At 72.3% G+C, this 20,563-nt stretch carries 19 protein-coding genes and 1 pseudogene; 12 read left to right on the top strand and 8 right to left on the bottom strand.

Translation table 11 applies throughout. The annotated features are described in order from the left end of the window. The first annotated feature begins 35 nt into the window (after nucleotides 1–35). From ACWENQ_RS21445 to ACWENQ_RS21420, 6 genes are all read left to right on the top strand, one after another. On the top strand, nucleotides 36–929 hold the full coding sequence (locus ACWENQ_RS21445) for a hypothetical protein (protein WP_452415776.1): 894 nt from the start codon (nucleotides 36–38) through the stop codon (nucleotides 927–929). 33 nt (nucleotides 930–962) lie between these two features. Then, nucleotides 963–1,301 carry a PadR family transcriptional regulator gene (locus ACWENQ_RS21440; RefSeq protein ID WP_449917999.1) on the top strand — a complete coding sequence of 113 codons (339 nt, stop codon included), beginning with the start codon at nucleotides 963–965 and terminating at the stop codon, nucleotides 1,299–1,301. Next, nucleotides 1,298–2,191 carry a hypothetical protein gene (locus ACWENQ_RS21435; protein WP_354905632.1) on the top strand — a complete coding sequence of 298 codons (894 nt, stop codon included), beginning with the start codon at nucleotides 1,298–1,300 and terminating at the stop codon, nucleotides 2,189–2,191. The genes ACWENQ_RS21440 and ACWENQ_RS21435 overlap by 4 nt, the downstream gene beginning before the upstream one ends. Before the next feature lie 118 nt (nucleotides 2,192–2,309). Further along, entirely contained in the window at nucleotides 2,310–4,151 is a 1,842-nt protein-coding gene (locus tag ACWENQ_RS21430) for a peptidoglycan-binding protein (RefSeq protein ID WP_452415775.1), read from the top strand. Next, nucleotides 4,144–4,830: an ABC transporter ATP-binding protein gene (locus ACWENQ_RS21425; RefSeq protein ID WP_452415774.1), complete on the top strand. Its 687-nt coding sequence runs from the start codon at nucleotides 4,144–4,146 to the stop codon at nucleotides 4,828–4,830. Before ACWENQ_RS21430 ends, ACWENQ_RS21425 begins: the two co-directional genes overlap by 8 nt. Further along, nucleotides 4,830–6,005, top strand: coding sequence for an ABC transporter permease (locus ACWENQ_RS21420; RefSeq protein ID WP_452415773.1), 1,176 nt, complete (start codon nucleotides 4,830–4,832; stop codon nucleotides 6,003–6,005). The genes ACWENQ_RS21425 and ACWENQ_RS21420 overlap by 1 nt, the downstream gene beginning before the upstream one ends. Before the next feature lie 17 nt (nucleotides 6,006–6,022). Here ACWENQ_RS21420 and ACWENQ_RS21415 read toward each other — a convergent pair whose 3' ends face one another. Then, on the bottom strand, nucleotides 6,023–7,192 hold the full coding sequence (locus tag ACWENQ_RS21415) for an FIST signal transduction protein (RefSeq protein WP_354905622.1): 1,170 nt from the start codon (nucleotides 7,190–7,192) through the stop codon (nucleotides 6,023–6,025). A 142-nt stretch (nucleotides 7,193–7,334) separates the two neighbouring features. Between ACWENQ_RS21415 and ACWENQ_RS21410 the strand changes: the two genes are divergently transcribed. The 3 genes from ACWENQ_RS21410 to ACWENQ_RS21400 all read left to right on the top strand — a co-directional run bounded on the left by ACWENQ_RS21410 (nucleotide 7,335) and on the right by ACWENQ_RS21400 (nucleotide 11,618). Next, nucleotides 7,335–8,726, top strand: a complete 1,392-nt coding sequence (locus ACWENQ_RS21410) for a sigma 54-interacting transcriptional regulator (RefSeq protein ID WP_452415772.1) — start codon at nucleotides 7,335–7,337, stop codon at nucleotides 8,724–8,726. A 78-nt stretch (nucleotides 8,727–8,804) separates the two neighbouring features. Then, a complete protein-coding gene (locus tag ACWENQ_RS21405; RefSeq protein ID WP_449918010.1) occupies nucleotides 8,805–9,542 on the top strand; it encodes a hypothetical protein in 738 nt (245 codons plus the stop codon). Nucleotides 9,543–9,569: 27 nt separating this feature from the next. Further along, the gene (locus ACWENQ_RS21400; protein WP_449918012.1) at nucleotides 9,570–11,618 is read left to right on the top strand and encodes a vWA domain-containing protein; all 2,049 of its coding nucleotides are present in this window, start codon (nucleotides 9,570–9,572) and stop codon (nucleotides 11,616–11,618) included. Here the strand turns inward: ACWENQ_RS21400 and ACWENQ_RS21395 are convergent. Genes ACWENQ_RS21395 through ACWENQ_RS21385 form a run of 3 tightly spaced genes read right to left on the bottom strand, consistent with a single transcriptional unit; the run spans nucleotide 11,615 to nucleotide 13,306 of the window. Continuing rightward, nucleotides 11,615–11,998: a DUF6292 family protein gene (locus tag ACWENQ_RS21395; protein WP_449918014.1), complete on the bottom strand. Its 384-nt coding sequence runs from the start codon at nucleotides 11,996–11,998 to the stop codon at nucleotides 11,615–11,617. The two genes, ACWENQ_RS21400 and ACWENQ_RS21395, sit on opposite strands and share 4 nt — an antisense overlap. Before the next feature lie 25 nt (nucleotides 11,999–12,023). Next, complete coding sequence (locus ACWENQ_RS21390) at nucleotides 12,024–12,530, bottom strand: GNAT family N-acetyltransferase (RefSeq protein WP_452415771.1); 507 nt, start codon at nucleotides 12,528–12,530, stop codon at nucleotides 12,024–12,026. Continuing rightward, nucleotides 12,527–13,306: a GntR family transcriptional regulator gene (locus ACWENQ_RS21385; protein WP_449918020.1), complete on the bottom strand. Its 780-nt coding sequence runs from the start codon at nucleotides 13,304–13,306 to the stop codon at nucleotides 12,527–12,529. The genes ACWENQ_RS21390 and ACWENQ_RS21385 overlap by 4 nt, the downstream gene beginning before the upstream one ends. Nucleotides 13,307–13,484: 178 nt before the next feature. On the opposite strand from ACWENQ_RS21385, the gene ACWENQ_RS21380 reads away from it, so the two are divergent. After that, on the top strand, nucleotides 13,485–13,748 hold the full coding sequence (locus ACWENQ_RS21380) for a hypothetical protein (protein WP_354905603.1): 264 nt from the start codon (nucleotides 13,485–13,487) through the stop codon (nucleotides 13,746–13,748). Here the strand turns inward: ACWENQ_RS21380 and ACWENQ_RS21375 are convergent. After that, nucleotides 13,724–14,146, bottom strand: a complete 423-nt coding sequence (locus ACWENQ_RS21375; RefSeq protein ID WP_449918023.1) for a DUF6292 family protein — start codon at nucleotides 14,144–14,146, stop codon at nucleotides 13,724–13,726. The two genes, ACWENQ_RS21380 and ACWENQ_RS21375, sit on opposite strands and share 25 nt — an antisense overlap. 257 nt (nucleotides 14,147–14,403) lie before the next feature. Between ACWENQ_RS21375 and ACWENQ_RS21370 the strand changes: the two genes are divergently transcribed. Next, nucleotides 14,404–14,832, top strand: coding sequence for a hypothetical protein (locus ACWENQ_RS21370; RefSeq protein ID WP_354905599.1), 429 nt, complete (start codon nucleotides 14,404–14,406; stop codon nucleotides 14,830–14,832). Here the strand turns inward: ACWENQ_RS21370 and ACWENQ_RS21365 are convergent. Together ACWENQ_RS21365 and ACWENQ_RS21360 are read right to left on the bottom strand one after the other, a co-directional pair. Beyond that, a complete protein-coding gene (locus tag ACWENQ_RS21365) occupies nucleotides 14,829–15,968 on the bottom strand; it encodes a cystathionine gamma-synthase (RefSeq protein ID WP_354905596.1) in 1,140 nt (379 codons plus the stop codon). The genes ACWENQ_RS21370 and ACWENQ_RS21365 overlap by 4 nt on opposite strands. 121 nt (nucleotides 15,969–16,089) lie before the next feature. After that, nucleotides 16,090–16,281 (bottom strand): hypothetical protein, encoded by a 192-nt coding sequence (locus ACWENQ_RS21360; RefSeq protein ID WP_354905594.1) that lies wholly within the window; start codon nucleotides 16,279–16,281, stop codon nucleotides 16,090–16,092. 93 nt (nucleotides 16,282–16,374) lie between these two features. Between ACWENQ_RS21360 and ACWENQ_RS21355 the strand changes: the two are divergent. Next, nucleotides 16,375–17,496 (top strand): annotated as a pseudogene (locus ACWENQ_RS21355) (sensor histidine kinase); the annotation flags it as partial. Here the strand turns inward: ACWENQ_RS21355 and ACWENQ_RS21350 are convergent. Continuing rightward, nucleotides 17,434–20,514, bottom strand: coding sequence for a BTAD domain-containing putative transcriptional regulator (locus ACWENQ_RS21350; RefSeq protein ID WP_452415770.1), 3,081 nt, complete (start codon nucleotides 20,512–20,514; stop codon nucleotides 17,434–17,436). The pseudogene ACWENQ_RS21355 and the gene ACWENQ_RS21350 overlap by 63 nt on opposite strands. Nucleotides 20,515–20,563: the final 49 nt, after the last annotated feature.

Raw genomic sequence — 20,563 nt, 5'->3', positions numbered from 1 at the left:
GACCATACTTCGCCACGCGAAGTATGGTCCTCCCCATGCCAGATCAACGCCGAGTTCGGGCGACGAGGCGCGCGGCGGCGCTCCTGACCCTCGCCCTGGCCACCGGATGCGCCGGCACCGCGACGCAAGCCGCGTCCAGCCCCGCCGTCCAGGGAGTCGAGCAGCGCAAGGAGGCCGAGCTGGCCACCTGCATGAAGGGCAAGGGCTTCAAGTACGTCGCCTTCGTCGCCAAGGGCCGCACGCTGAGCCAGGAGCGCAAGGCGGCCGGCAGCGGCGACTACGCCGCGATGAAGTCGGTCCGCGGCAAGTACGGCTTCGGGCACTTCGCCGTGTACGTCTACCCCAAGGAGTACGAGAGCCCGATGTTCGAGCCGGAGAACCCGGAGATCAACCCGAACTGGAAGATCCAGAGCTCGCTGTCCCAGCAGCAGCGCAAGGCCTACAGCAGCGCCTACGAGACCTGCTACGTGGCCGCGATCAAGAAGATCACCGGAAAGGTCGTGGCGTCGTCGATGGACCACTACGAGCAGGTGGACAAGGCCAGGACCCAGGCCAAGACCCGCGCCCTCGACGGCGACCCCGTCCTGGCGGAGAAGGCGGCGAGCATGGCCGAGTGCCTGAAGGGCAAGGGCTACCGGGCACCCAAGACCAACCCGACCGCGATGGCCGTGCGCGGCGACGAACAGGTCCGCGCCATGGTCGTGAACCTCGGCAAGACCGACGACGTCGACGACAGCAAGCTGCCCGAGGGCCGGGTCTACGAGCCCACGCTCACGGCCGCGCAGGCCAGGCCGTACCTCACCAGGGAGATCAGGATCGCGCTCGACGACCTCGAGTGCGGCAAGGGCTTCTACCCGGCTTACCTGCCGAAGGCGAACGAGATCGACGCCAAGGTCGACGAGGAGTTCGGGATGCGGGCATGGTCTTGACGATACTTCGGCGAGCGAAGTACGTTCTCCGCTATGTCCAAGGGATCATCCGGGTTGAGTGAGCAGACCTACTTCGTTCTCGCCGCGCTCCTGGACGGCCCGCTCCACGGACACGCGATCATCAAGAAGGTCGTCGACCTCTCGCAGGGCCGGATCACGCTGGCCGTCGGCACCCTCTACGGCGCGCTCGACCGGCTGGCCGCCAACAGTGTCATCGCGGTGGAGCGCGAGGAGGTCGTCAACGGCCGCAAGCGCCGCTACTTCAGGATCACCGACGAGGGCAACCGCATCGTCGAGGCGGAGGCCAGGCGCATGCAGCAGGCGGCCGCCGTGGTGACCGGACGCCACAGCCTGGGAGCCACGTTCGCATGACCACCCTCGAGCGGCGGTACCGCTGGCTGTTGCGGGCCTATCCGAACGGCTACCGGGCCGACCACGGGGACGAGCTTCTCGGCATCCTGCTGGACAGCGCGGAGCCGGGCCGGGCGATACCTCCGGCACGCGAGGCGGTCGCCCTGGTCGTCGGGGGGATCCGCGCCCGCGTCATCTCGGCGGCACAGGGGCCCGCCTGGACGGACGGGCTGCACAGGGGCGTCGTCGCGCTGGCCATGCTCAACCTCGCGGTGCTCATCCCCTACGCCGGCGGCATCCCGTTGTGGCTGGCCCTGTCGGCCGTCGCCTTCGTGCTGGTCCTGCGCGGCCACGTCAGGCTCGCGCTCCCGGTGGCGGGCGCCGTCGCCGTCAAGGTCACCGCGATCACCATGGGCCACCCGTGGCTGGACGCCACGCTGCTGCCGGTCTTCCCCGACGGGCCGTGGTCGGGCCCCGCCCTGTACGGCCACGGCGGCCCGATCGCCCCGCTGACCTCCAACGCGCTGATCGTCGCCGGGCTGCTGGTCCTGGCGAGCAGGCGTGAACGGCCCCGCGCCCGCTCGTGGTGGTGGCTGGCCGCGGTGCCGCTGGTCGCCGGGGCCGACCCGGCGTGGCTCGACATCGTCGCGGGCTCGCCGACCGCGATGGCCAGGGTCTGCCTGGAGGTCGTCCTGCTCGTCGGCGCCGCCTGCGCCGGTCACCTCACCGCCGACCCCCGCTGGGCCGTCGCCGCGGGCGTCTACCTGGTGCCCGCGACGGCCGTGCTCTGGGAGAACGCCTCCGTCGAGCTCGTCGCCAGGCAGGACATCGCCCATGCCGCCCTGCTGGTGGTCCTGACGGGCGCGGCGGTCGCCGTGCCGTTCCGCGCCAGGCGCCGCAGCCTCCGCTAGCGGCTCGTCCCGGCTCCAGTGCCACGAGCTCTCTTCGGCATGCCCGAGAACTTCGGCACCCCCGAGAACTTCAGCATGCCCGAGAACCTCAGCATGCCCGAGAACAAGGAGTTCCGACGTGAAGTCCCCCCGCAAGGTGCTCGTCGGCACCGTCGCCGGCGTGATCGCCATCGCCGGTGTCGGCTGGGGAGTCAGCACCAGACTGCGCTCGCCCGCCGACGAGGCGGCGCTGCGCAGGCCGCCCAAGGCGTCGCTGGTCACCGCGCCCGTCGAGCACACCAGGCTGGCCAGCACGATCGTGGTCAACGGCACCCTCGAGTACGGCTCGCCGCTGCCGGTCTCGCTGGCCGGCATGGTCGGCGGCGGGGTCGGCGGCGCGGCCGGTGGCGCGGACACCACCCAGCGCGCCACCCGCGCGCCCCGTCCCGGCACGATCAGGGAGGGCGGGGTCCTCCTGGAGGTGAACGGCAGGCCCGTCTTCGCCATGACGGGCAAGGTGCCGATGCACCGCACCATCGCACCCGGCGCCAAGGGCGACGACGTCGAGCAACTGCAGCGGTCGCTGCGCCGCCTCGGGTACGGCACGCGCGTCACGGGCGTGTTCGACCAGGCCACCGTCGCGGCGGTCACCCGGTTCTACGCCAGGAAGGGCTACGCGGCCCAGCAACCCACGCTGGAGGCCCGCCAGCAGCTCGACACGCTGCGCAAGGCCGTCCAGACCGCGCAGGAGACGCTGGCCGTCGAGCAGAAGACGCTCGACCAGGGCGGCGACGTCCTGCCGTTGAAGCTGAAGCTCACCAACGCGCGGGCGGACCTGAAGGCGGCCGAGCGCGCCCACCGGCAGGCGAAGGAGCAGGAGCACACCCCCGAGGACATCGCCAGGATCGAGAGCGCCGACGCCGCCGTCCGGGCCGCCGAGGAGAAGCTGCTGCAGGCCGAGCAGGACCTGGCCGCCGCCAGGGCCGACAACGGCAGGCAGGAGCCGAGCACCGGGCCGACCAGCGGGCCGACGACTGGGCCGACCAGCGGGCCGGCCACCGGGCCGGGCGCGCCGGGTGCCACCCCGGCGCCGCCGGCCACGCCGAAGCCGCCCGCCGACACGACGCTGCTGGAGCTGAAGGTGTCCAACGCGCGGGCCGACCTCGACGCGGCACGCAGGGCGTACGGGCGGATCGAGGAGGAGGCACGGCAGGCCCGCGAGAAGAAGCTGACCGAGCTGAGCAAGGGCGTGCGGGACGCCGAGGAGGCCGTGGCCGTCGCCGAGCAGGCACTGCGGCAGGCCCGCGCGCTGTCCCCCGCCAAGCTGAAGGTCGCCAACGCCAGGAAGGACGTCAGCGCGGCGAAGACGCTGATGGCCGAGTACCTGCGCGGCTACGGCACCACGATCCCGCCGGGCGAACTGGTGTTCCTGCCGCGACTGCCCGCCCGCCTGCACAAGGCCGCGGTCAAGGCCGGCGAGACCGTGGACAAGGCGATCGCCACCGTGACCAGCTCGACCTTCGTCGTCACGGGATCGGTGGAGGCGACCGAGGCCACCCTGCTCAAGGAGGGCATGCCGGCCGTCATCGAGACCGAGGCGGGCAGGACGTTCCCGGCGCGGCTGACCGCCTTCGGGCAGGAGGCGAAGCTCGCCACCGGCGAGGCCAAGGCGGGTGAGAACACCTCGGCGACGAGCTCGGAACCGGTCCTGATCAGCCCGTTGTCCGGCAAGGGCCTCAGGGGCCTGTCCGGCGCGTCGGTCACCGTCAAGGTGACCGTCGGCGCGACGGACAGCGCGGTCCTCGTCGTGCCGGTGGCCGCCGTCATCACCTCGGCGGACGGCAAGGCGCGGGTCCGGGTGGAGGTCGCGCCGGACAGGACCAGGGACGTCGAGGTGCGCACCGGCCTCACCGCCGACGGCAAGGTCGAGGTGACCGGCGACCTCAAGCAGGGCGACCGGGTGGTGGTCAACAGTGCCTGAGCCCGTCATCGCCCTGAACGCCGTCGGCAGGGAGTTCCCCGCCGACCCGCCCGTGCGCGCGCTGTCCGGCGTCTCGCTCGACGTCCACCGGACCGACTACATGGCGATCATCGGCCCTTCGGGGTCGGGCAAGTCCACGCTGCTCAACGTGCTCGGGCTGCTCGACCGGCCCAGCTCGGGCAGCTACCGGCTGGACGGGATCGAGACCACCGAGCTGCCCGACGGCGAGCGCACCAGGCTGCGCGGCAGCCGTATCGGCTTCGTCTTCCAGTCCTTCCATCTGCTCCCCCACCGCAGCGTGGCCGAGAACGTGATGCTGGCCGAGGTGTACCGGAGCGGCGCCGCCAGGCGCGGGCGCAAGGACCGCAGGGCCAGAGCGCTGGCGGCGCTCGAGCGCGTCGGCCTGTCGCACCGGGTGGACTTCCTGCCCGACCGGCTGTCCGGCGGAGAGCGGCAACGGGCGGCGATCGCCAGGGCGCTGATGGGCGGCCCCTCGCTGCTGCTGTGCGACGAGCCCACGGGCAACCTCGACAGCCGCAACACCGAAGCCGTCCTCGACCTCTTCGACGACCTGCGCGACCAGGGGCTGACGATCGTGGTGATCACCCACGAGAACGAGGTGAGCGACCGGGCGAAGCGCAGGGTCAGGATCACCGACGGCGTCCTGGTGGAGGAGTAGTGGACCTTCGCGACCTGCTGAACGAGGCCATGGCCGGCATGCTGGCCCGCCCCGTCAGGACCGCGCTCACCACCCTCGGCACCGTGCTCGGCATCACCACGCTGGTCATCACGCTCGGCATCGCCGCCACCGCGGGCAACCAGATCGTCGGCAGGTTCGACGAGCTGACCGCCACCGCGATCACCGTCGAGGTCCCCGAGGAACGCACGGCCCTCGTCGAGTGGGACGCCGTCGACCAGGTCACCAGGCTGCGCGGGGTGACGTCGGCCGCCGCCGTCGCCGAGACCAAGGACAGCGCCAACCTGAGCGTGCGCTCCAACAAGATCGTCGACCCGACCAGGGTCACCGACCAGACCCTGACCGTGGTGGCCGCCAGCCCCAGCCTTCCCCAGGCGGTCAAGGGCAGCCTGCTCCAGGGCCGCTTCTTCGACGTGGGGCACCTCGCGCGCAAGGACAGGGTGGTCGTCCTCGGCGAGCAGGCGGCCGCGATGCTCGGCATCACCCGCCTGGAGGGCGCGCCCGCCGTCTTCATCGGCAAGCACGCCTACACGGTGATCGGCATCCTGGGCGGGATGAAACGGGAGCGGAACCTCGCCGGCGCGGTCATGGTCCCGCCCACGCTCGGCAGGCAGTTCGGGCTCAGGGACGTCACCAGGGTGCTCATCAACACCAGTCTGGGCGCCGCCGACCTCGTCGCCGGGCAGGCGCCGCTCGCGCTCAGCCCCGGCAACGAGAACGTGCTGCAGGTCATCGCGCCGCCGTCGCCCACCAGGGCGCGCGACGCCGTACAGAACGACGTCAACGCGCTGTTCCTGATCCTCGGCCTGGTCTCGCTCGTGGTCGGCGCGGTCGGCATCGCCAACGTCACGCTGGTGACCGTCATGGAACGCGTCGCCGAGATCGGCCTGCGCCGCTCGCTGGGCGCGGCGCGCCGGCACATCGCCGCCCAGTTCCTGCTGGAGTCGACGCTCACCGGACTGACCGGCGGGGTGATCGGGGCCAGCCTCGGCGTGGTCGCGATCGTCGGCGTCTCGGCGGCCAAGCAGTGGACCCCGGTCCTCGACCTGCGGCTGGCCCTGGTGGCGCCGCTCGCGGGGGCCATGGTCGGTCTGCTGGCGGGGCTGTACCCGTCGCTGCGCGCGGCGCGCATGGAACCGGTCGACGCGCTGCGCTGACCCCCGCCCGGCGGAGATCAGGAGGAGAAGACGAGGATCGAGGCGGTGAACCCGTGGACGTGGTTCTGGCCGCCCACGGGCCCCACCTCTCCCGCGGCGAAGAAGCCCGCCAGGCCGATGGAGCCGAGCGTGTCGCGCACCGCCACCGCGTCGTGGTCGGCGGTGCCGAACATCGCCGACCCCCTGCCGTTGCAGGCGAACAGGAGCGCGCCGTCGATCCTGCCCAGTTGCTCGCGGTGCGCGTCGAGCAGGTCGTAGAGGTCCTCGTCGGCGGTGGCGGCGTCGCGCACCTGGAAGCGCACCGTCCTGCCGATGTCGACCACGTCCCCGATGGCCACCGCCTCCCGCTCGGGGTCGATGCCCAGGACGCCGCGGATCAGGAAGTCGCCCCGCTCGTGGTGCTCGGCGTACTCGTCCATCGCCACGCCGATCTGCAGTCCCGAGGCGACCAGCTCGCGGTCGTCCTCGTCGAGCTCGCTGACGATGTCCTCCAGCCTGGCGAGCGCGGGCTGGCCGGCCAGCTCCAGCAGCAGGTTCTCCTCCGCGCTGGTGACGACCATCGTCGGGCCGATCGGCCTGCACCCCTGGCTGACCACCGTGCTGACCTTGACCTCGCCGCCCAGCAGCACGCCGATGGCGCCCTCGTCGTAGACCTCACCCCCGGCGAACAGCCGTACCGAGCCCCTGCCCTGCAGCCCGTTGGCCAGGCCGCCGATCAGCGGCAGGTCGCCGAGCACCTCGGCGGAGCGCTCGACGAAGGCGTCGGTGGGGAAGCTGTAGGGGTCGGCCAGCAGGATCGCCACCCTGTCGTCCGCCTGGCGCTCGGGCAGGCCGATGATCACGAACCGGTCCTCGGCGGTCAGGGTCTCCAGCGCGAACGTGGTCAGCCGGCCGCCGTCGAGCGTGGCCGCCCACGCGCTGACCGACGGGGTGAGCTCCACGCCCTGCCCGTCGCCGATGACGCCGGTCGCGCTGCAGCCGATGACGTGGGCGGCGGGCGCGACGGCCATGGCCCGTTGCCCCGCTCTGGCCACGTCGTCGGGGTCCTCCCCGCAGATGAAGAAGCAGACGAGATCGGCGGGGCCGCTCAGCCCGGCCAGAGCCTGCCGGACGGCCGTCTCCGCGGCGGCGACCAGGTCGGATCCCACAGCGAGGCCGTCCGCGAACCGGCTCGTCAACAGGGCCACGCGTCTCGCCTCCTCACGCTTCGGAGTGCCCCTCGGGCGGATTCTCCCCACTGGGAGGACAAGCACGCGCCCTTATCGTCACGCATCAGTCAAATCCGAAAGACATTCCCCCATTCCCCCAAGGAGACGTAGTCTCGAACGCGTGCATCAGCCTCGTATTCTCCGCGACTTGCGAGACAGCGGTCACGTCCGTCGCAGCGTCAAGACCGAGGTCCGCGAGAACCTGCTCGCCAGGCTGCGCGCGGGAGAGACACGCTTTCCCGGCATCGTGGGCTTCGACGACACCGTCCTGCCCCATCTCGAGCGCGCCCTCCTCGCGGGTCACGACCTGGTCCTCCTCGGCGAACGCGGTCAGGGCAAGACCCGCCTCATCCGCACGGTCACGGGCCTGCTCGACGAGTGGACCCCCGTGGTCGAGGGTTGCGAGATCAACGACCACCCGTACGCGCCGGTCTGCGCCCGCTGCGTACGGCTGGCCGCCGAGCTCGGCGACGAGCTGCCCGTCGCGTGGAAGCACCGCGACGGGCGTTACGGCGAGAAGCTTGCCACGCCGGACACCTCGGTCGGCGACCTGATCGGCGACGTCGACCCGATCAAGATCGCCGAAGGCCGCACGCTCGGCGACCCCGAGACCGTCCACTACGGCCTGGTGCCACGGACCAACCGCGGCGTCTTCTCGGTCAACGAGCTGCCCGACCTCGCCGAGCGCATCCAGGTCGCGCTGCTGAACGTGCTGGAGGAGCGCGACATCCAGGTGCGCGGCTACAACCTGCGACTGCCCCTGGACATCCTGCTCATCGCCAGCGCCAACCCCGAGGACTACACCAACCGCGGCCGGATCATCACCCCGCTGAAGGACCGCTTCGGCGCCGAGGTGCGCACCCACTACCCGCTGACCATCGAGGACGAGCTCGCGCTCATCCGCCAGGAGTCGATGCCCGACATCGGCGCCGACGTCCCCGAGCACCTCGTCGAGGTCATCGCCCGCTTCACCCGCCTGGTCAGGGAGTCGACCGCCGTGGACGCCCGCTCGGGCGTGTCGGCGCGCTTCGCCATCGCCGCGGCGGAGACCGCCGCCGCCTCCGCCGTACGGCGGGCGGCCATCGCCGGCGAGGAGCGCGCGGTGACCCGCGTCTGCGACCTGGCCCCGGTCGTCCCCAGCCTGCGTGGCAAGGTGGAGTTCGAGGTCAGCGAGGAGGGCAGGGAGATCGAGATCCTCGCCCACCTGCTGCGCCGCGCCACCGCCGAGACCTTCCGCGGCAGGCTCGGCGGCCTGGACCTGACGCCGCTGCTGGACAAATTCTCGGCGGGCACCCAGGTGGAGTCGGGCGAGCTGGTGCCGGCCGCCGAGCTGCTGCGCCGCATCGGGCCCGTCGACGGCCTGGCCAGGATCATGTCGAAGCTGGGCATGGGCACCGGCGAGGAGTCGCCGGGGCACGCGGCCGCGGCCCTGGAGTTCGCCCTGGAGGGCCTGTACCTCATGCGCCGGCTGTCGAAGGACGACATGGACGGGGTGGCCGTCTACCGCACCTGATCCGCCGACACGCTCGGGTGAACATTTGCGTGATCTCCGGCGTCCTAGAGGATGACACCTACGACCTCGGGGGAGATCATGCGCCTGCCCGCTCTGACCGCCAGTGCCGTGCTCTGTGCCGGCCTCTGCACGCCAGGGGCCGCCTCGGCCGCCACCTCCGGCTCGGTCGCGTACGGCTTCGCCTGGGCCGACGGCAAGGGCGTGCTCAGGATCACGCCCGCCGGCGCGACCCTGGTCAAGGAGCACGGGATCCGGCGCTACCGGCTGAAGGCCGTCGCGGGCGCCAAGGAGGTCAGGCTCGACTACACCAAGGCGGCCTACCGCAGGCTCACCGTGGCCTGCGACCTGGTCGAGACCGAGGGCCGGGTCGCGCTCGACGGCAGCGGCCTGGGCCGGACGGCGTGCACGCCCGCCGACCTCGCCTTCACGCTGCAGCGGGGCCCCGCCCCCCTCAAGATCGAGTACTCGGGCACGAAGGCGGTCAAGGTCAGCGAGTTCCTGACCGACTGGGGCACGCCCAGGAGCGCCTTCGGCACGCTCAAGCGCGTCGACGACACCACGGTCTCCTTCAAGGGGCGCAAGCTCGGCTACACCCACGCCCTCGGCTTCTACCGCGTCACCGCCTCGTGCTCGGCGGGCTGGCTGTCCGGCAGGCCGGTCAACGCCGACCGCGACGGGCTCGGCACGAAGAACTGCGCGGCCGGCGACTTCACCGCCGCGCTGAAGGCGCAGGCGCACCCGATCCTGGTGAAAGCCGACTACAACCCGCTCAGCGGCGAACTGGTGGAGGTCTGGGAGGTCTTCGGCGACGCATAGCCGGATATCTCGGGTTAGCGTGGGCGCATGGCCTACCGCTATGGCGAGTACCACGAAGGGCCGGACCCGCTCGCTCCGCCGTACGACGTGCGGGCGGCGCTGGACGAGATGGGCGACGCCATCCTGTCCGGGTCCACCCCCGTCCACGCGCTGCGTGACCTGCTCAAGCGCGGCCTGCCGGGCGCGCAGGACCGCAGGGGCCTGGACGACATGCTCCGCGAGGTACGGCGCCGCCGCCGCGAGCTGCGCGAGCGCGGACGGCTCGACGGCACCCTCGACCGGGCCCGCTCGCTGCTGGACAAGGCGATCGGGCAGGAGCGGGCCGAGCTGTTCCCCGACCCGTCGGACGACGCCCGCCTGCGCGAGGCCGCTCTCGACGCCCTGCCCGACGACACCGCGAGCGCGATCCAGGAGCTGAGCTCCTACGACTGGCGCTCGCCTGCGGCGCGGCAGACCTTCGAGGAGCTGCGCGACCTGCTGCGCAGGGAGGTGCTCGACACCCAGTTCAAGGGCATGCGCGACGCGCTGGCCAACCCTGATCCGGCCGCCATGGAGCGGATCAGGCAGATGCTGAGCGACCTGAACGACATGCTGGACCGGGACGCCCGGGGCGAGCACACCCAAGCCGACTTCGACTCCTTCATGTCGAAATATGGCGACATGTTCCCGGAGCGGCCGCGCACGCTCGAGGAGCTGGTCGACACCCTCGCCCGCAGGGCCGCCGCCACCCAGCGCATGCTCGCCTCGCTCACCCCGCGCCAGCGGGAAGAGCTCGCCAACCTGATCGACCAGACGCTCGACCAGGCCGGACTGTCCGAGCAGATGCGCCGCCTGGGCGACTCCCTCTACGCCCGCAGGCCCGACCTGGCGTGGACCACCCCCGAGCGGCTGACCGGCGAGGACCCCATGGGCATGGGCGACGCCGTGACCGCGCTCGAGGAGCTGGCCGACCTCACCCAGCTGGAGGCCGCGCTCCGGCAGGACTACCCCGGCGCGCGCCTGGACGACATCGACGAGGCCGCCATCCGCCGCGCCCTCGGCCGGTCGGCGGTCGACGACCTGGAGGCGCTGAAGCGGATCGAACGCGAGCTGGAGCAGCAGGGATACCTGCTGCGGCGGCGCGGCAAGCTCGAACTCACCCCCAAGGCGGTGCGCCGCCTCGGCGAGACGGCGCTGCGGCGCGTCTTCTCCTCCCTGGACGCGGGACGGCGCGGCGACCACGACCAGCGGGACGCGGGGGCGGCGGGCGAGCTGACCGGGTCGTCGCGCGCGTGGCGCTTCGGCGACGAGCAGCCGATCGACGTGGTCCGCACGCTCGTCAACGGCATCCGCCGGCACGACGCGGCCGGCCGTACCGACCTCGGCCGGGCGGCCCGCACCGCGCCCCGGCCGGCCCCCGCCGTGGGGCGGCCCGACGACCGCCTCGGGGGGCGCGCGCGTGCCGCCTCCCCGCGGGTCCGGCTGTCCGTCGACGACTTCGAGGTCAGCGAGACCGAACGGCGCAGCGCCGCCGCCGTGTGCCTGCTCGTCGACCTGTCGTACTCGATGGCGCTCCGCGGCACCTGGGCCGCCGCCAAGCAGACCGCGCTCGCCCTCCAGGCGCTGGTCGCCGCCAAGTTCCCGCAGGACGCCGTCCAGATCGTCGGCTTCTCCAACTACGCCAGGGTGCTGCAGCCCGACGAGCTGGCCGGCCTCGACTGGGACATGGTCCAGGGCACGAACCTGCACCACGCCCTGCTCATCGCGGGCCGCCACCTCGACCGGCATCCCGACTTCGAGCCCGTCGTGCTCGTGGTCACCGACGGCGAGCCCACCGCGCACCTGATGCGCAACGGCCGCTCGGCCTTCGAGTGGCCGCCCTCACCGGAGACGCTGGAGCTGACGCTGGCCGAGGTCGACAAGATGACCAGGCGGCGCGCGACGATCAACGTGTTCATGCTGGCCGGCGACGACCGGCTGAAGGAGTTCGTCGACGAGGTGGCCAGGCGCAACGGCGGCAGGGTCTTCTCCCCCAGCGCCGACCGCCTGGGCGAGTACGTCGTCAGCGACTTCCTGCGCCAGCGCCGGGCCCGCTAGACGATCGCGGGGACGGTGTAGGTGGCCAGCCGCTCGTCGAGCCCGTCGCCGTGGTCGTGGTAGGACCGGTAGACGGGCCTGGCGGGACTGCCGCCCATGGCCTGCAGGACGGGCACGTCCGCGGGCCTGGGCAGCACACCACCGCCCAGGTAGCGAGGGTCGGCCAGCTCGGTGCGCACGCCCTTCTCCCCCGAGACGAACCGGCCGTGCCGCCAGCCGCTCTCCTCGTCCCAGACCAGCGCGGACCCGGAGACCAGCAGGATCGTGGCGTCGCGGGGGTCGAAGGGGTCGTCCCACCATTCGAGGGCGTCCACGGCGAGAGCGACTTCGGCGACGTAGGCGACAGGCAGCGAGAGCCATTCCGATGTGTACGGCCGCATGCTGTTCCCTTCGCTGGGGGAGGCTTTACCCTAATGTAACCAACTTCCGCTGGAAGAGGGCCGCCGAGGGATAGCCGGGCAGCGGCGAGATCCCGACGAACTCGAAGCCCTGCCGCAGGTAGTACTTGTGCAGCGCCTCGTTGGTCCGCCACACGTCGATGCGCAGCAGCCCAGGGCCGCGCGCGGCCGCCCAGTCGATGATCTCCGCGCCGAGGCCCCGCCCCGCGAAGTCCCGATGGACGACCAGCCGGTGCAGGTAGAGCGCGTCGGCGTCAGGGTCGTGGTGGGCCCACAGCTCCCGCTGCACCGTCGTGGTGAGGGTGACGGTGGCCGCGAGCCTCCCGTCACGCTCCTCGACCCAGGTGATCCCATCCGCGATGCCGCCGCGGACCCTGGCGTCCCTGGCCGCCCGGTCGGGCCACGGGCGCTGCCACTGGTCGGTGTCCTTGCCCGCGAGCCACGCCGCGGCGTTGTCGATCAGTCCGATGATCGCCGGGAAGTCGTCCGGCGTGGCCCTACGCGGGTGGATCACGAGCTCCCGTCCCGGTACTTCGCCGGGACGGACCCGATGTGGTAGACGAGACGGTTGCGGTCGGCCGGGTAGACGGTCACGGTCAGCCTGATCGGGCGCGTGGGGTCGAAGGCCGTGCGCCAGAGGACCTGCACGGACACTCCCGCGCCGGTGACGCCGAAGAACGCGCTCTCGTCGGCGTAGGACATGCGGGCGGTCAGCTCGTCGGTGTAGCCGACCTGAGGGTGCCCGAGGTCTTCGAGCAGCTTGATCGTGCCCCGGGTGATGTCGCCGGGCCTGATGAGGTCGGTGCCGTCGGCGATGTCCATCGGGTAGTAGGAGGTCTGCACCGACCACGGCACGCCGTCCACGAACCGCCGCTGCACCCTGGTGACGACCTTGGCGCCGACCGGGATGTCGAGCCTGGCCGCCACGTCGGCGCGGGCGTCGACCACGTCGACGTGCGGCCTGCCCACCTCGGGACGGCGGCCGCGCAGCAGGACGGAGGAGACGTAGGCGTCGCCCGGCAGGTGGGCCGCGCGCCTGCCCTCCTCGTCGGACAGCACCACGGGGAAGGTGTCGGGTGCGCGGCGGACGAAGGTGCCCTCGCCCTGGCGCTTCTCCAGCAGCTCCTGGTTCACCAGCTGCCGGATGGCCTCGCGCACGGTGTTGATCGAGAATCCGGACGACTCCTTCAGCTCGACCTCGGTCGGGATCTGGTCACCCGGACCCCACCGCCCGTCCTCGATGGCCTTGCGCAGACGGTCGGCAAGCTGCTGGTACTTCGGGACGGGCACCGGATCGCTCCTCTTTGAGTTCCGATGGTTTGAGTGAGACCAATCATTGGTATGACTGGTTTCACCAAACTGAATCCTACACCCAGGATTCCCCGCGAGAACGGACGCGGCAACGAGGCCGCATCACCCGGGACCGCGCCCCCGAATTCCACCCCACACCGAGGGGAGGCCTCTCTTGATGGAAGCAGCCGTCATCCTGGCGCTGATCATTGCGAGCGGGGCGGCGGGCATCTTCATCGTCGTGGTCATCGGCATACACCACGAGGACGGCAGGAGCTCGGCGACCGGAACACCGCCAGGCCCGCTAGACGCGGGCACCAGACGGATTCTCAGGCTCACCGTCGATCACACGGGATGCAGGTACGCCACCAACGCGCAGCACGCGCCCTTCGACTGCCCGACCTGCGACGGGCGAGATCAGGCGTTGAGCAAGGAGCAGTAGTAGCTGAGCGCGACGTCGAACCCGTCGCGGCAGTTGCGGTGCGAACGGTAGCTGGGCCGCCAGGCCGAGCTCGCGCCGACCCCGGCGCGGGCGTCGGCCAGCGCGCCCTGCACCCGTTCCGGTCGCGGCAGCAGCCCGTGGCCGAGATAGCGCACCTCTTCGAGCTCGCTGTGCGCGCCGCGGCTGCCGGAGACGAACCGGCCGAGCCGCCAGCCGCTCTCCTCGTCCCACACCAGGGCAGAACCGTCGGTCAGGCGCACGGTCGCGTCGCGCGGGTCGCACGGACCCTCCCACCAGTCGCCCACCTCGGCGCCGAGCACGCCGACGACCTGGGTGACATAGGAGAACGGCTGGCGTACCCACTCGTCCGAGTACGGCTCGACGTGCCTCACGGCCACGACGGCACCCCCTTGTGCCCTGGGAAACAGACAACCAACCATACCGGCGCTGAACTTATTCCATTGCCACGACGTCTAGTCATTACGGACGATATTCCGGGAAGGAGGAAGCCATGCTCGCCATGATCGTGATCATCGCCGTGATGGTCGTGGCCGTCGCGGCCTTCGAGCTGTGCATGAGCTGCCCTCACCACCAGGACGATCCCCAGGAAGAGAGTGTTTCCCGGTGAGATCGCCGGGCGGCTAAGGTCAGCCCCATGGATAGCACGTTGCTCTTGCTGCACATCGCATTCGCCATCTTCACCGTCGGTCCTCTCACGGCGGTGGTCATGGCCGCGCCGCGCGCGATCCGGGCCAAGAACGCCTCCGTCCTGCAGGTCCTGCAGCGGATGACCCGGATCTACGGCATCGGCTCGCTCGGCGTGCTCGTCTTCGGCATCTGGCTCGCGATCCGCCTCGGCGTCATCGGCCAGTGGTACATGTCGGCGTCGATGACGCTGTTCCTCGTCGCCCTCGTCCTGCTGTTCATCATCGACCGCGACCTTCGCGCCGCGGTCCGGGTCTTCTCCACCGAGAGCCCGGACGACGACGCGAAGGTCGAGAATGGCAGGATCGCCGCGCTCGGCGGCGTGATCGCGCTGATCTACGTGGTCGTCCTGTTCCTGATGGTCGTCCCCGGCGCCTAGCCCAGCGCCTCGGTCAGGTCGGCCAGCAGGTCGTCGACCGTCTCGATGCCGACCGACAGCCGCACCAGGTCGGACGGCACCTCCAGCGGGGAGCCCGCCGCCGAGGCGTGCGTCATCCTGCCCGGGTGCTCGATGAGCGACTCCACGCCGCCCAGCGACTCGCCCAGGGTGAACAGCTTCGTCCGGTTGCAGATCTCGACGGCCTCCTGCTCGCCGCCGGCCACCCTGAACGACACCATGCCGCCGAAACGCTTCATCTGCTTGGCCGCCACCTCGTGCCCCGGGTGCTCGTCGAGGCCCGGGTAGAGCACCTGGGTGACGCGCGGGTGCGCGAGCAGCAGGTCGACCACGCGCTCGGCGTTGTCGCAGTGACGGTCCATCCGCACCCCGAGCGTCTTGAGCCCGCGCAGCGTCAGCCACGCGTCGAACGGCCCCGCCACCCCGCCGATGGCGTTCTGGTGGTAGGCGAGCTCGTCGCCCAGCGACGCGGACGCCGAGACCAGCGCGCCGCCGACCACGTCGGAGTGGCCGCCGACGTACTTCGTCGTCGAGTGCACCACCACGTCGGCGCCCAGGGACAGCGGCTGCTGCAGGTACGGCGAGGCGAAGGTGTTGTCCACCACGAGCAGCGCGTCGTTGTCGTGCGCCAGCTGCGCGAGCGCGGCGATGTCGGCGATGCCGAGCAGCGGGTTGGTCGGGGTCTCGACCCAGATGATCCTGGTCTTCTGCGTCATGGCCGCGGCGACGGCGTCGAGGTCGCCCAGCGGCACCGGGTCGTAGCGCAGGTCCCAGCGCTGGTGCACCTTGGCGAACAGGCGGTAGGTGCCGCCGTAGGCGTCGTTCGGGATGACGACGTGGTCGTTGGGCTTGCACACCGTGCGCAGCAGTGTGTCCTCGGCCGCCAGGCCGGAGGCGAACGCCAGTCCCCTGGCCCCACCCTCGACCGCCGCCAGCGCCTCCTCCAGCGCCGTCCGCGTCGGGTTGGCCGAGCGGCTGTACTCATATCCGCCCCGAAGGCCGCCCACGCCGTCCTGCTTGTAGGTGGACGTGGCATAGATCGGCGGCACGACCGCGCCGGTCGTCGGGTCGGGCTCCTGGCCAGCATGAATGGCCAGAGTCTCAAATCCGTGGCTCATACCCACCACGCTAAACCTGTGAGGCCCGTGATCCGTCCCCCAACCGATCACGGGCCTCACCGACGTCACGGGCGGCTTGTCCCCCAACCGCCCACCCGTGACGAGCACAGGGGGGTGTCCGTCAGGCCGCCTCGGCCTCGCCGCGCTCCTGGAAGCGCCGCGGCAGCCGGACGATGTCGGCCTCGATGTGGCGGCCGCTGCCGCCCTCGGCGGGCTCGCCGTTGATCCTCGACAGCAGGACCGGGTCGGCCAGCGCGAGCAGCAGCACCACGCCGAGCCCGAGAGCCAGCATCAGGAATCCGATTACCACCATGTCCCTCATCCCTTCGACGCTTCAAGCATCGGCCGCCGGGGGTTGCCGCCGCCTCCGCTGAAGGATTGGTCCGCGGGCCGGGCCCTCGGCCGAATGGTTGATATGGGTGGTCCGACTTCCGGCCTAGGCTCGAGTGCCGTGGGGGACAACAAACGTTTCGTCTACTGGGTCAGACGGCTGAGCGAGATCGCGATGATCGGCTGGCTGGGCCTGCTGCTGATGGTCGACGTGGTGGCCTCGTTCAGCGCGGGCGGCCCGCAGCACCTGGTGCCCGGGTGCGGCGCGGTCGGCATCGCCGCGGTGGTGTTGCGCAGGCGCTACCGGGTCGAGGGCTTCGTCGTCCTCATGGCGTGCTCGCTGGCGGTCTCCCTGCTGTTCGGTGTCACGGACTTCGCCGGTTTCCCCGGCATGGCCGAGAGCGGCGCGCTGCTCATCCTCACCATCGGGATCCTGCGACACGTGGAGCCGGTGCCGCGGGCGGCGGTGCTGTCGCTGGTCGCGATGGCCGTCCTCATGGCCGAGGGCGGCATGCGCGACTACCGGAGCGCCGGTCTCGCCTTCTCGTTCCTGCTGTTCATCGGCTGGGCGACGGCCGCCGGCGTCGGCGGCTACCTGCGCTTCATGCAGGAGCGCCGCACCGAGGCCATCCACGCGGTACGGCGGGCCGAACGCCTGGAGCTGGCCAGGGAACTGCACGACCTGGTCGCCCACCACATCACCGGCATCGTCGTCCAGGCGCAGGCGGCCCGTACGGTGGCCGAGAACAAGCCGGAGGCGGTCGTGCCCGCCCTCGACGCCATCGCCCACGCGGGGGCCGACGCGCTCACCTCGATGCGCCGGCTGGTCGGCGTGCTGCGCGCGCAGGACGAGGCGGCCCGCACGCCCGGCACCTCGCTGGCCGACCTGCGCCTGCTGACCGAGCGTTTCGCCGCCAGCGGCCCCCAGGTCGCCTTCGAGATCGGGCAGGGCATCGACGACGCCACGCTGCCGCCGGAGGTGATGACGACGCTGCACCGGGTGCTGCAGGAGTCGCTCACCAACGTCCGCCGCCACGCTCCCGGCACCGGCTGGGTCGAGGCGGACCTGCGGCGCTACGAGCGTGTGGTGGTGCTGCGCGTGCGCAACTACGGCTCGGCCACCGATCCCCGCATCTCACGGCTGGGCGGCGGATTCGGACTGGTCGGCATGGCCGAGCGGGTCGAGGCGCTGGGCGGCCGGCTGGTGGCCGGGCCCACGGCCGAGGGCGCGTGGGAGGTGCGTGCCGAGTTCCCGCTGCCCTAGCGCCCATGCCTCGGCGTAGGCCCGTTCGCCCAGCTCGGCGCGCGCCCTGGCGGAGATCCGCGTGACGTCGCCGCGCTCGGCGGGCGGGAGCGGCGCGCCGACCGACTCCCTGATCGCGGCCGCCGTCCCGAGGAACCTGGCCGCGTCGCGGCCGGGCAGCGCGCCGGCCAGGCCCTCCAGGGCCAGCGCCACGGCCCTCGGGTCGCCGCTGGCCCGCGCGGCGGCGTAGCCCTCGCGGTGCAGCGCCAGCGCGGTCGCCGTGTCGCCGCGCTGCTCGGCGGCGAAGCCGAGCTCGGCCAGGATCAGCGCGCGCCCCGGCTGCCCGTCCACCTGCCGCAGCCAGGCCAGCCAGGGACGCAGCAGCGCCTCGGCCTCCTCCAGCCGTCCCTGCCGCCGCGCGCCCAGCCCGAGGCCGAGCACCGCGTGCTCCTCGGCCGACTTGTACGACTGCTCGACGGCGAGCCTGCGCGCTCGCTCGTGGTAGTCGTCGGCCAGCGCGTAGTCGCCCGTCAGCAGCGCGGTCCTGCCCAGCACCGACAGGCGGTAGGCCGACTCCAGCCCCAGTTCCTCGGCCAGCCGCAGCCCCTCGCCGCGCCACCTGGCCGACTCCGCGTAGTCGCCGCGGATCTCGGCGAGCAGGCCGAGCGTCTCCATCGCCTCGCTCCGGCCCCAGCCGTCCCCGACCTCCTGGAAGATCGCCAGGCTGGTCTCGCCGTCCGCCTCCATCGCGGCCAGGTCGCCGCGGACGAGCGCCAGTTTGGCCCGCACGTCCAGCGCCGCCGCGACGCCCCAGCGGTCGCCCAGCTCGCAGTAGGCGGCCAGCGCCCGCTCCACCCTGGCCTCGTGCGCGGGGTGGTCGCCGTAGGCCCATCTCACGTAGCTGAGGAACCAGTCGGCGAAGGCGGCCCCGGCGCGGTCCAGCCCCCCGTACGGCACGGCGCCTGCGTCGTCACCGGTCGACAGCGTCATCCCCGCCTGCCACACCGCGGCCAGCGCCCGCTCGCTCGCCTCGCCACCGCCGGACGACAGCGCCCGCTCGATCGCCCTGCTCGCCTCGCCCCGCCTGCCGCGCAGGAACCAGTACCAGCCCAGCGCGTTCACCAGCCGCAGCGCGTGACTCTCGCTCTCCAGCGCCGCGCGCAGGTTGGCGCCCTCGGCGTCGAGCGCGCGCAGCCACCGGCCCTGCTCGGCCCCGCGCAGGTCGGCCCGTTCGGCGAGGGCGGTGTAGTAGGCCGCGTGCCGCTCCTTCAGCGTGGCGCTCTCGCCTGCCTCCGCCAGCCGTTCGAGGCCATAGGCCCGGACCGTCTCCAGCAGCCGGTAGCGCGGGCCGGGGCTCACCAGCGACCTGTCGACCAGCTGGGCGAGCGTCGCGACGACGTCCACCCCCGGCTCGGCGCACACCTGCTCGGCCGCCGCCAGCAGGCACCCGTCCGCGTGCACGGCCAGCCGCCGCAGCACCACCCGCTCGGCCTCGGACAGCAGCTCCCAGCTCCAGTCGATGACCGCGCGCAACGTCCGCTGCCTGCCGGGCGCGTCTCTCCGGCGCGCGCCCAGCACCCTGAAACGGTCGTCGAGCCTGGCGGCCAGCTCCCGCACGCCGAGCGCGCGCACCCTCGTCGCCGCCAGCTCCACCGCCAGCGGGAGCCCGTCGAGGCGCTCCACGATGGTGGCCACGGTCCGGGCGTCGTCCTCGTCGAGCGAGAAGGCGGGATCGGCGGCCACGGCCCGCGCCGCGAACAGCCGTACCCCCTGGGCGGTCTCCAGCGGCGGCACCGGCCACACCCGCTCCCCCTGGACGGCCAGCGGCTCCCTGCTCGTCGCCAGCACGCGCAGCCCGCCGGCCGCCCTGAGCAGCGTGGAGACCAGGTCGGCGGTGCTGTCGACGACGTGCTCGCAGTTGTCCATGACGAGCAGCAGCCGCCGGTCGCGCAGCGCGCTGACCAGACGCTCGACCGGGCCCGCGGCGGGGCCGTCGTCGCGGACGCCCAGCGTCTCGATCACCGCCTGGACGGGATCGGTCGTCGCGGCCAGCTCGACCAGCAGCGCGCCCTCCACCCCCGCCGCGCTCTCCAGGGCGAGCCGGGTCTTGCCCACGCCGCCAGGGCCGGTGAGCGTGACCAGGCGGCCGGCGTCGAGCAGGGCGCGCACCTCCTCGACCGCCGCCTCCCTGCCGATCAGCTCGGTCAGCGGCGCGGGCATGCCGCCTCCGGACAGGCGGACAGCGCCCGTGACCGGCCCGTCCAGCGAGGGGTCGTGACGCAGGATCGCCTCGTACAGCGCCGCGAGCTCCCTGCCGGGGTCGACGCCGAGCTCGTCGGCCAGGTGGGTCCGCAGCTCCGTGTAGCTCTCCAGCGCGTCGCTCTGCCGCCCCGCCCGGTACAGCGCCCGCAGGTGCAGCCCGCGCAGCCGCTCCCTCAGCGGGTGGCGTTCGACCAGCGCGCCGAGCTCCACCGGCTCGCCCAGCGCCAGCCGTACCTCGGCCTGGTCCTCGAGCGCCGTCAGGCGCGCCTCCTCGAGCCGCGCGGCGGCCGCCGTGACGAACGGCGCGTCGGCGTGGTCGGCGTAGGCGGGGCCCCGCCACAGCGCCAGCGCGTCGGCCAGCAGGCGGGCCCGCTCCTGCGGCGTGCCCTGCCTCGCCCGCGCCAGCAGCGCCGCGAACTCGGCGGCGTCGACCTCGGCCCCGGCCAGGCGGTAGCCCGCGGGCTCGCGCACGACCGTTCGCGGGCCGCCGAGCGCCCGGCGCAGCTGCGACACCCTCGCCTGCAGCGTTCCGACCGGGTTGCCGGAGGGGCGCGCTCCCCACAGGTCGTCGATCAGCCTGTCCATGGGGACCGGACGGCCCTCGTGCACCAGCAGGTCGGCCAGCAGCGCGCGGACCTTCGCCTCGGGCACCCGCACGAGGCTCCCGTCGTCGGCCCACACGGCCAGCGGTCCCAGCACTCCGAAACGCATGACCCGTAGCTAACCAGAAGGTTTCCCGTAGGGCCGGGGCCGAGGGTGG

This window comes from Nonomuraea sp. NPDC004354 (assembly GCF_053602555.1).
This window is presented reverse-complemented; position numbering and strand designations above follow the sequence as displayed.

What these genes read in the sequence shown, in the direction of transcription:
- ACWENQ_RS21405 (WP_449918010.1), top strand. Translation starts at nt 8,805, where the DNA reads ATGCGCCTGCCCGCTCTGACCGCCAGTGCCGTGCTCTGTGCCGGCCTC.
- ACWENQ_RS21395 (WP_449918014.1), bottom strand. Translation starts at nt 11,998, where the DNA reads ATGCGGCCGTACACATCGGAATGGCTCTCGCTGCCTGTCGCCTACGTC.
- ACWENQ_RS21365 (WP_354905596.1), bottom strand. Translation starts at nt 15,968, where the DNA reads ATGAGCCACGGATTTGAGACTCTGGCCATTCATGCTGGCCAGGAGCCC.
- ACWENQ_RS21380 (WP_354905603.1), top strand. Translation starts at nt 13,485, where the DNA reads ATGGAAGCAGCCGTCATCCTGGCGCTGATCATTGCGAGCGGGGCGGCG.
- ACWENQ_RS21370 (WP_354905599.1), top strand. Translation starts at nt 14,404, where the DNA reads ATGGATAGCACGTTGCTCTTGCTGCACATCGCATTCGCCATCTTCACC.
- ACWENQ_RS21350 (WP_452415770.1), bottom strand. Translation starts at nt 20,514, where the DNA reads ATGCGTTTCGGAGTGCTGGGACCGCTGGCCGTGTGGGCCGACGACGGG.
- ACWENQ_RS21445 (WP_452415776.1), top strand. Translation starts at nt 36, where the DNA reads ATGCCAGATCAACGCCGAGTTCGGGCGACGAGGCGCGCGGCGGCGCTC.
- ACWENQ_RS21360 (WP_354905594.1), bottom strand. Translation starts at nt 16,281, where the DNA reads ATGGTGGTAATCGGATTCCTGATGCTGGCTCTCGGGCTCGGCGTGGTG.
- ACWENQ_RS21435 (WP_354905632.1), top strand. Translation starts at nt 1,298, where the DNA reads ATGACCACCCTCGAGCGGCGGTACCGCTGGCTGTTGCGGGCCTATCCG.
- ACWENQ_RS21440 (WP_449917999.1), top strand. Translation starts at nt 963, where the DNA reads ATGTCCAAGGGATCATCCGGGTTGAGTGAGCAGACCTACTTCGTTCTC.
- ACWENQ_RS21400 (WP_449918012.1), top strand. Translation starts at nt 9,570, where the DNA reads ATGGCCTACCGCTATGGCGAGTACCACGAAGGGCCGGACCCGCTCGCT.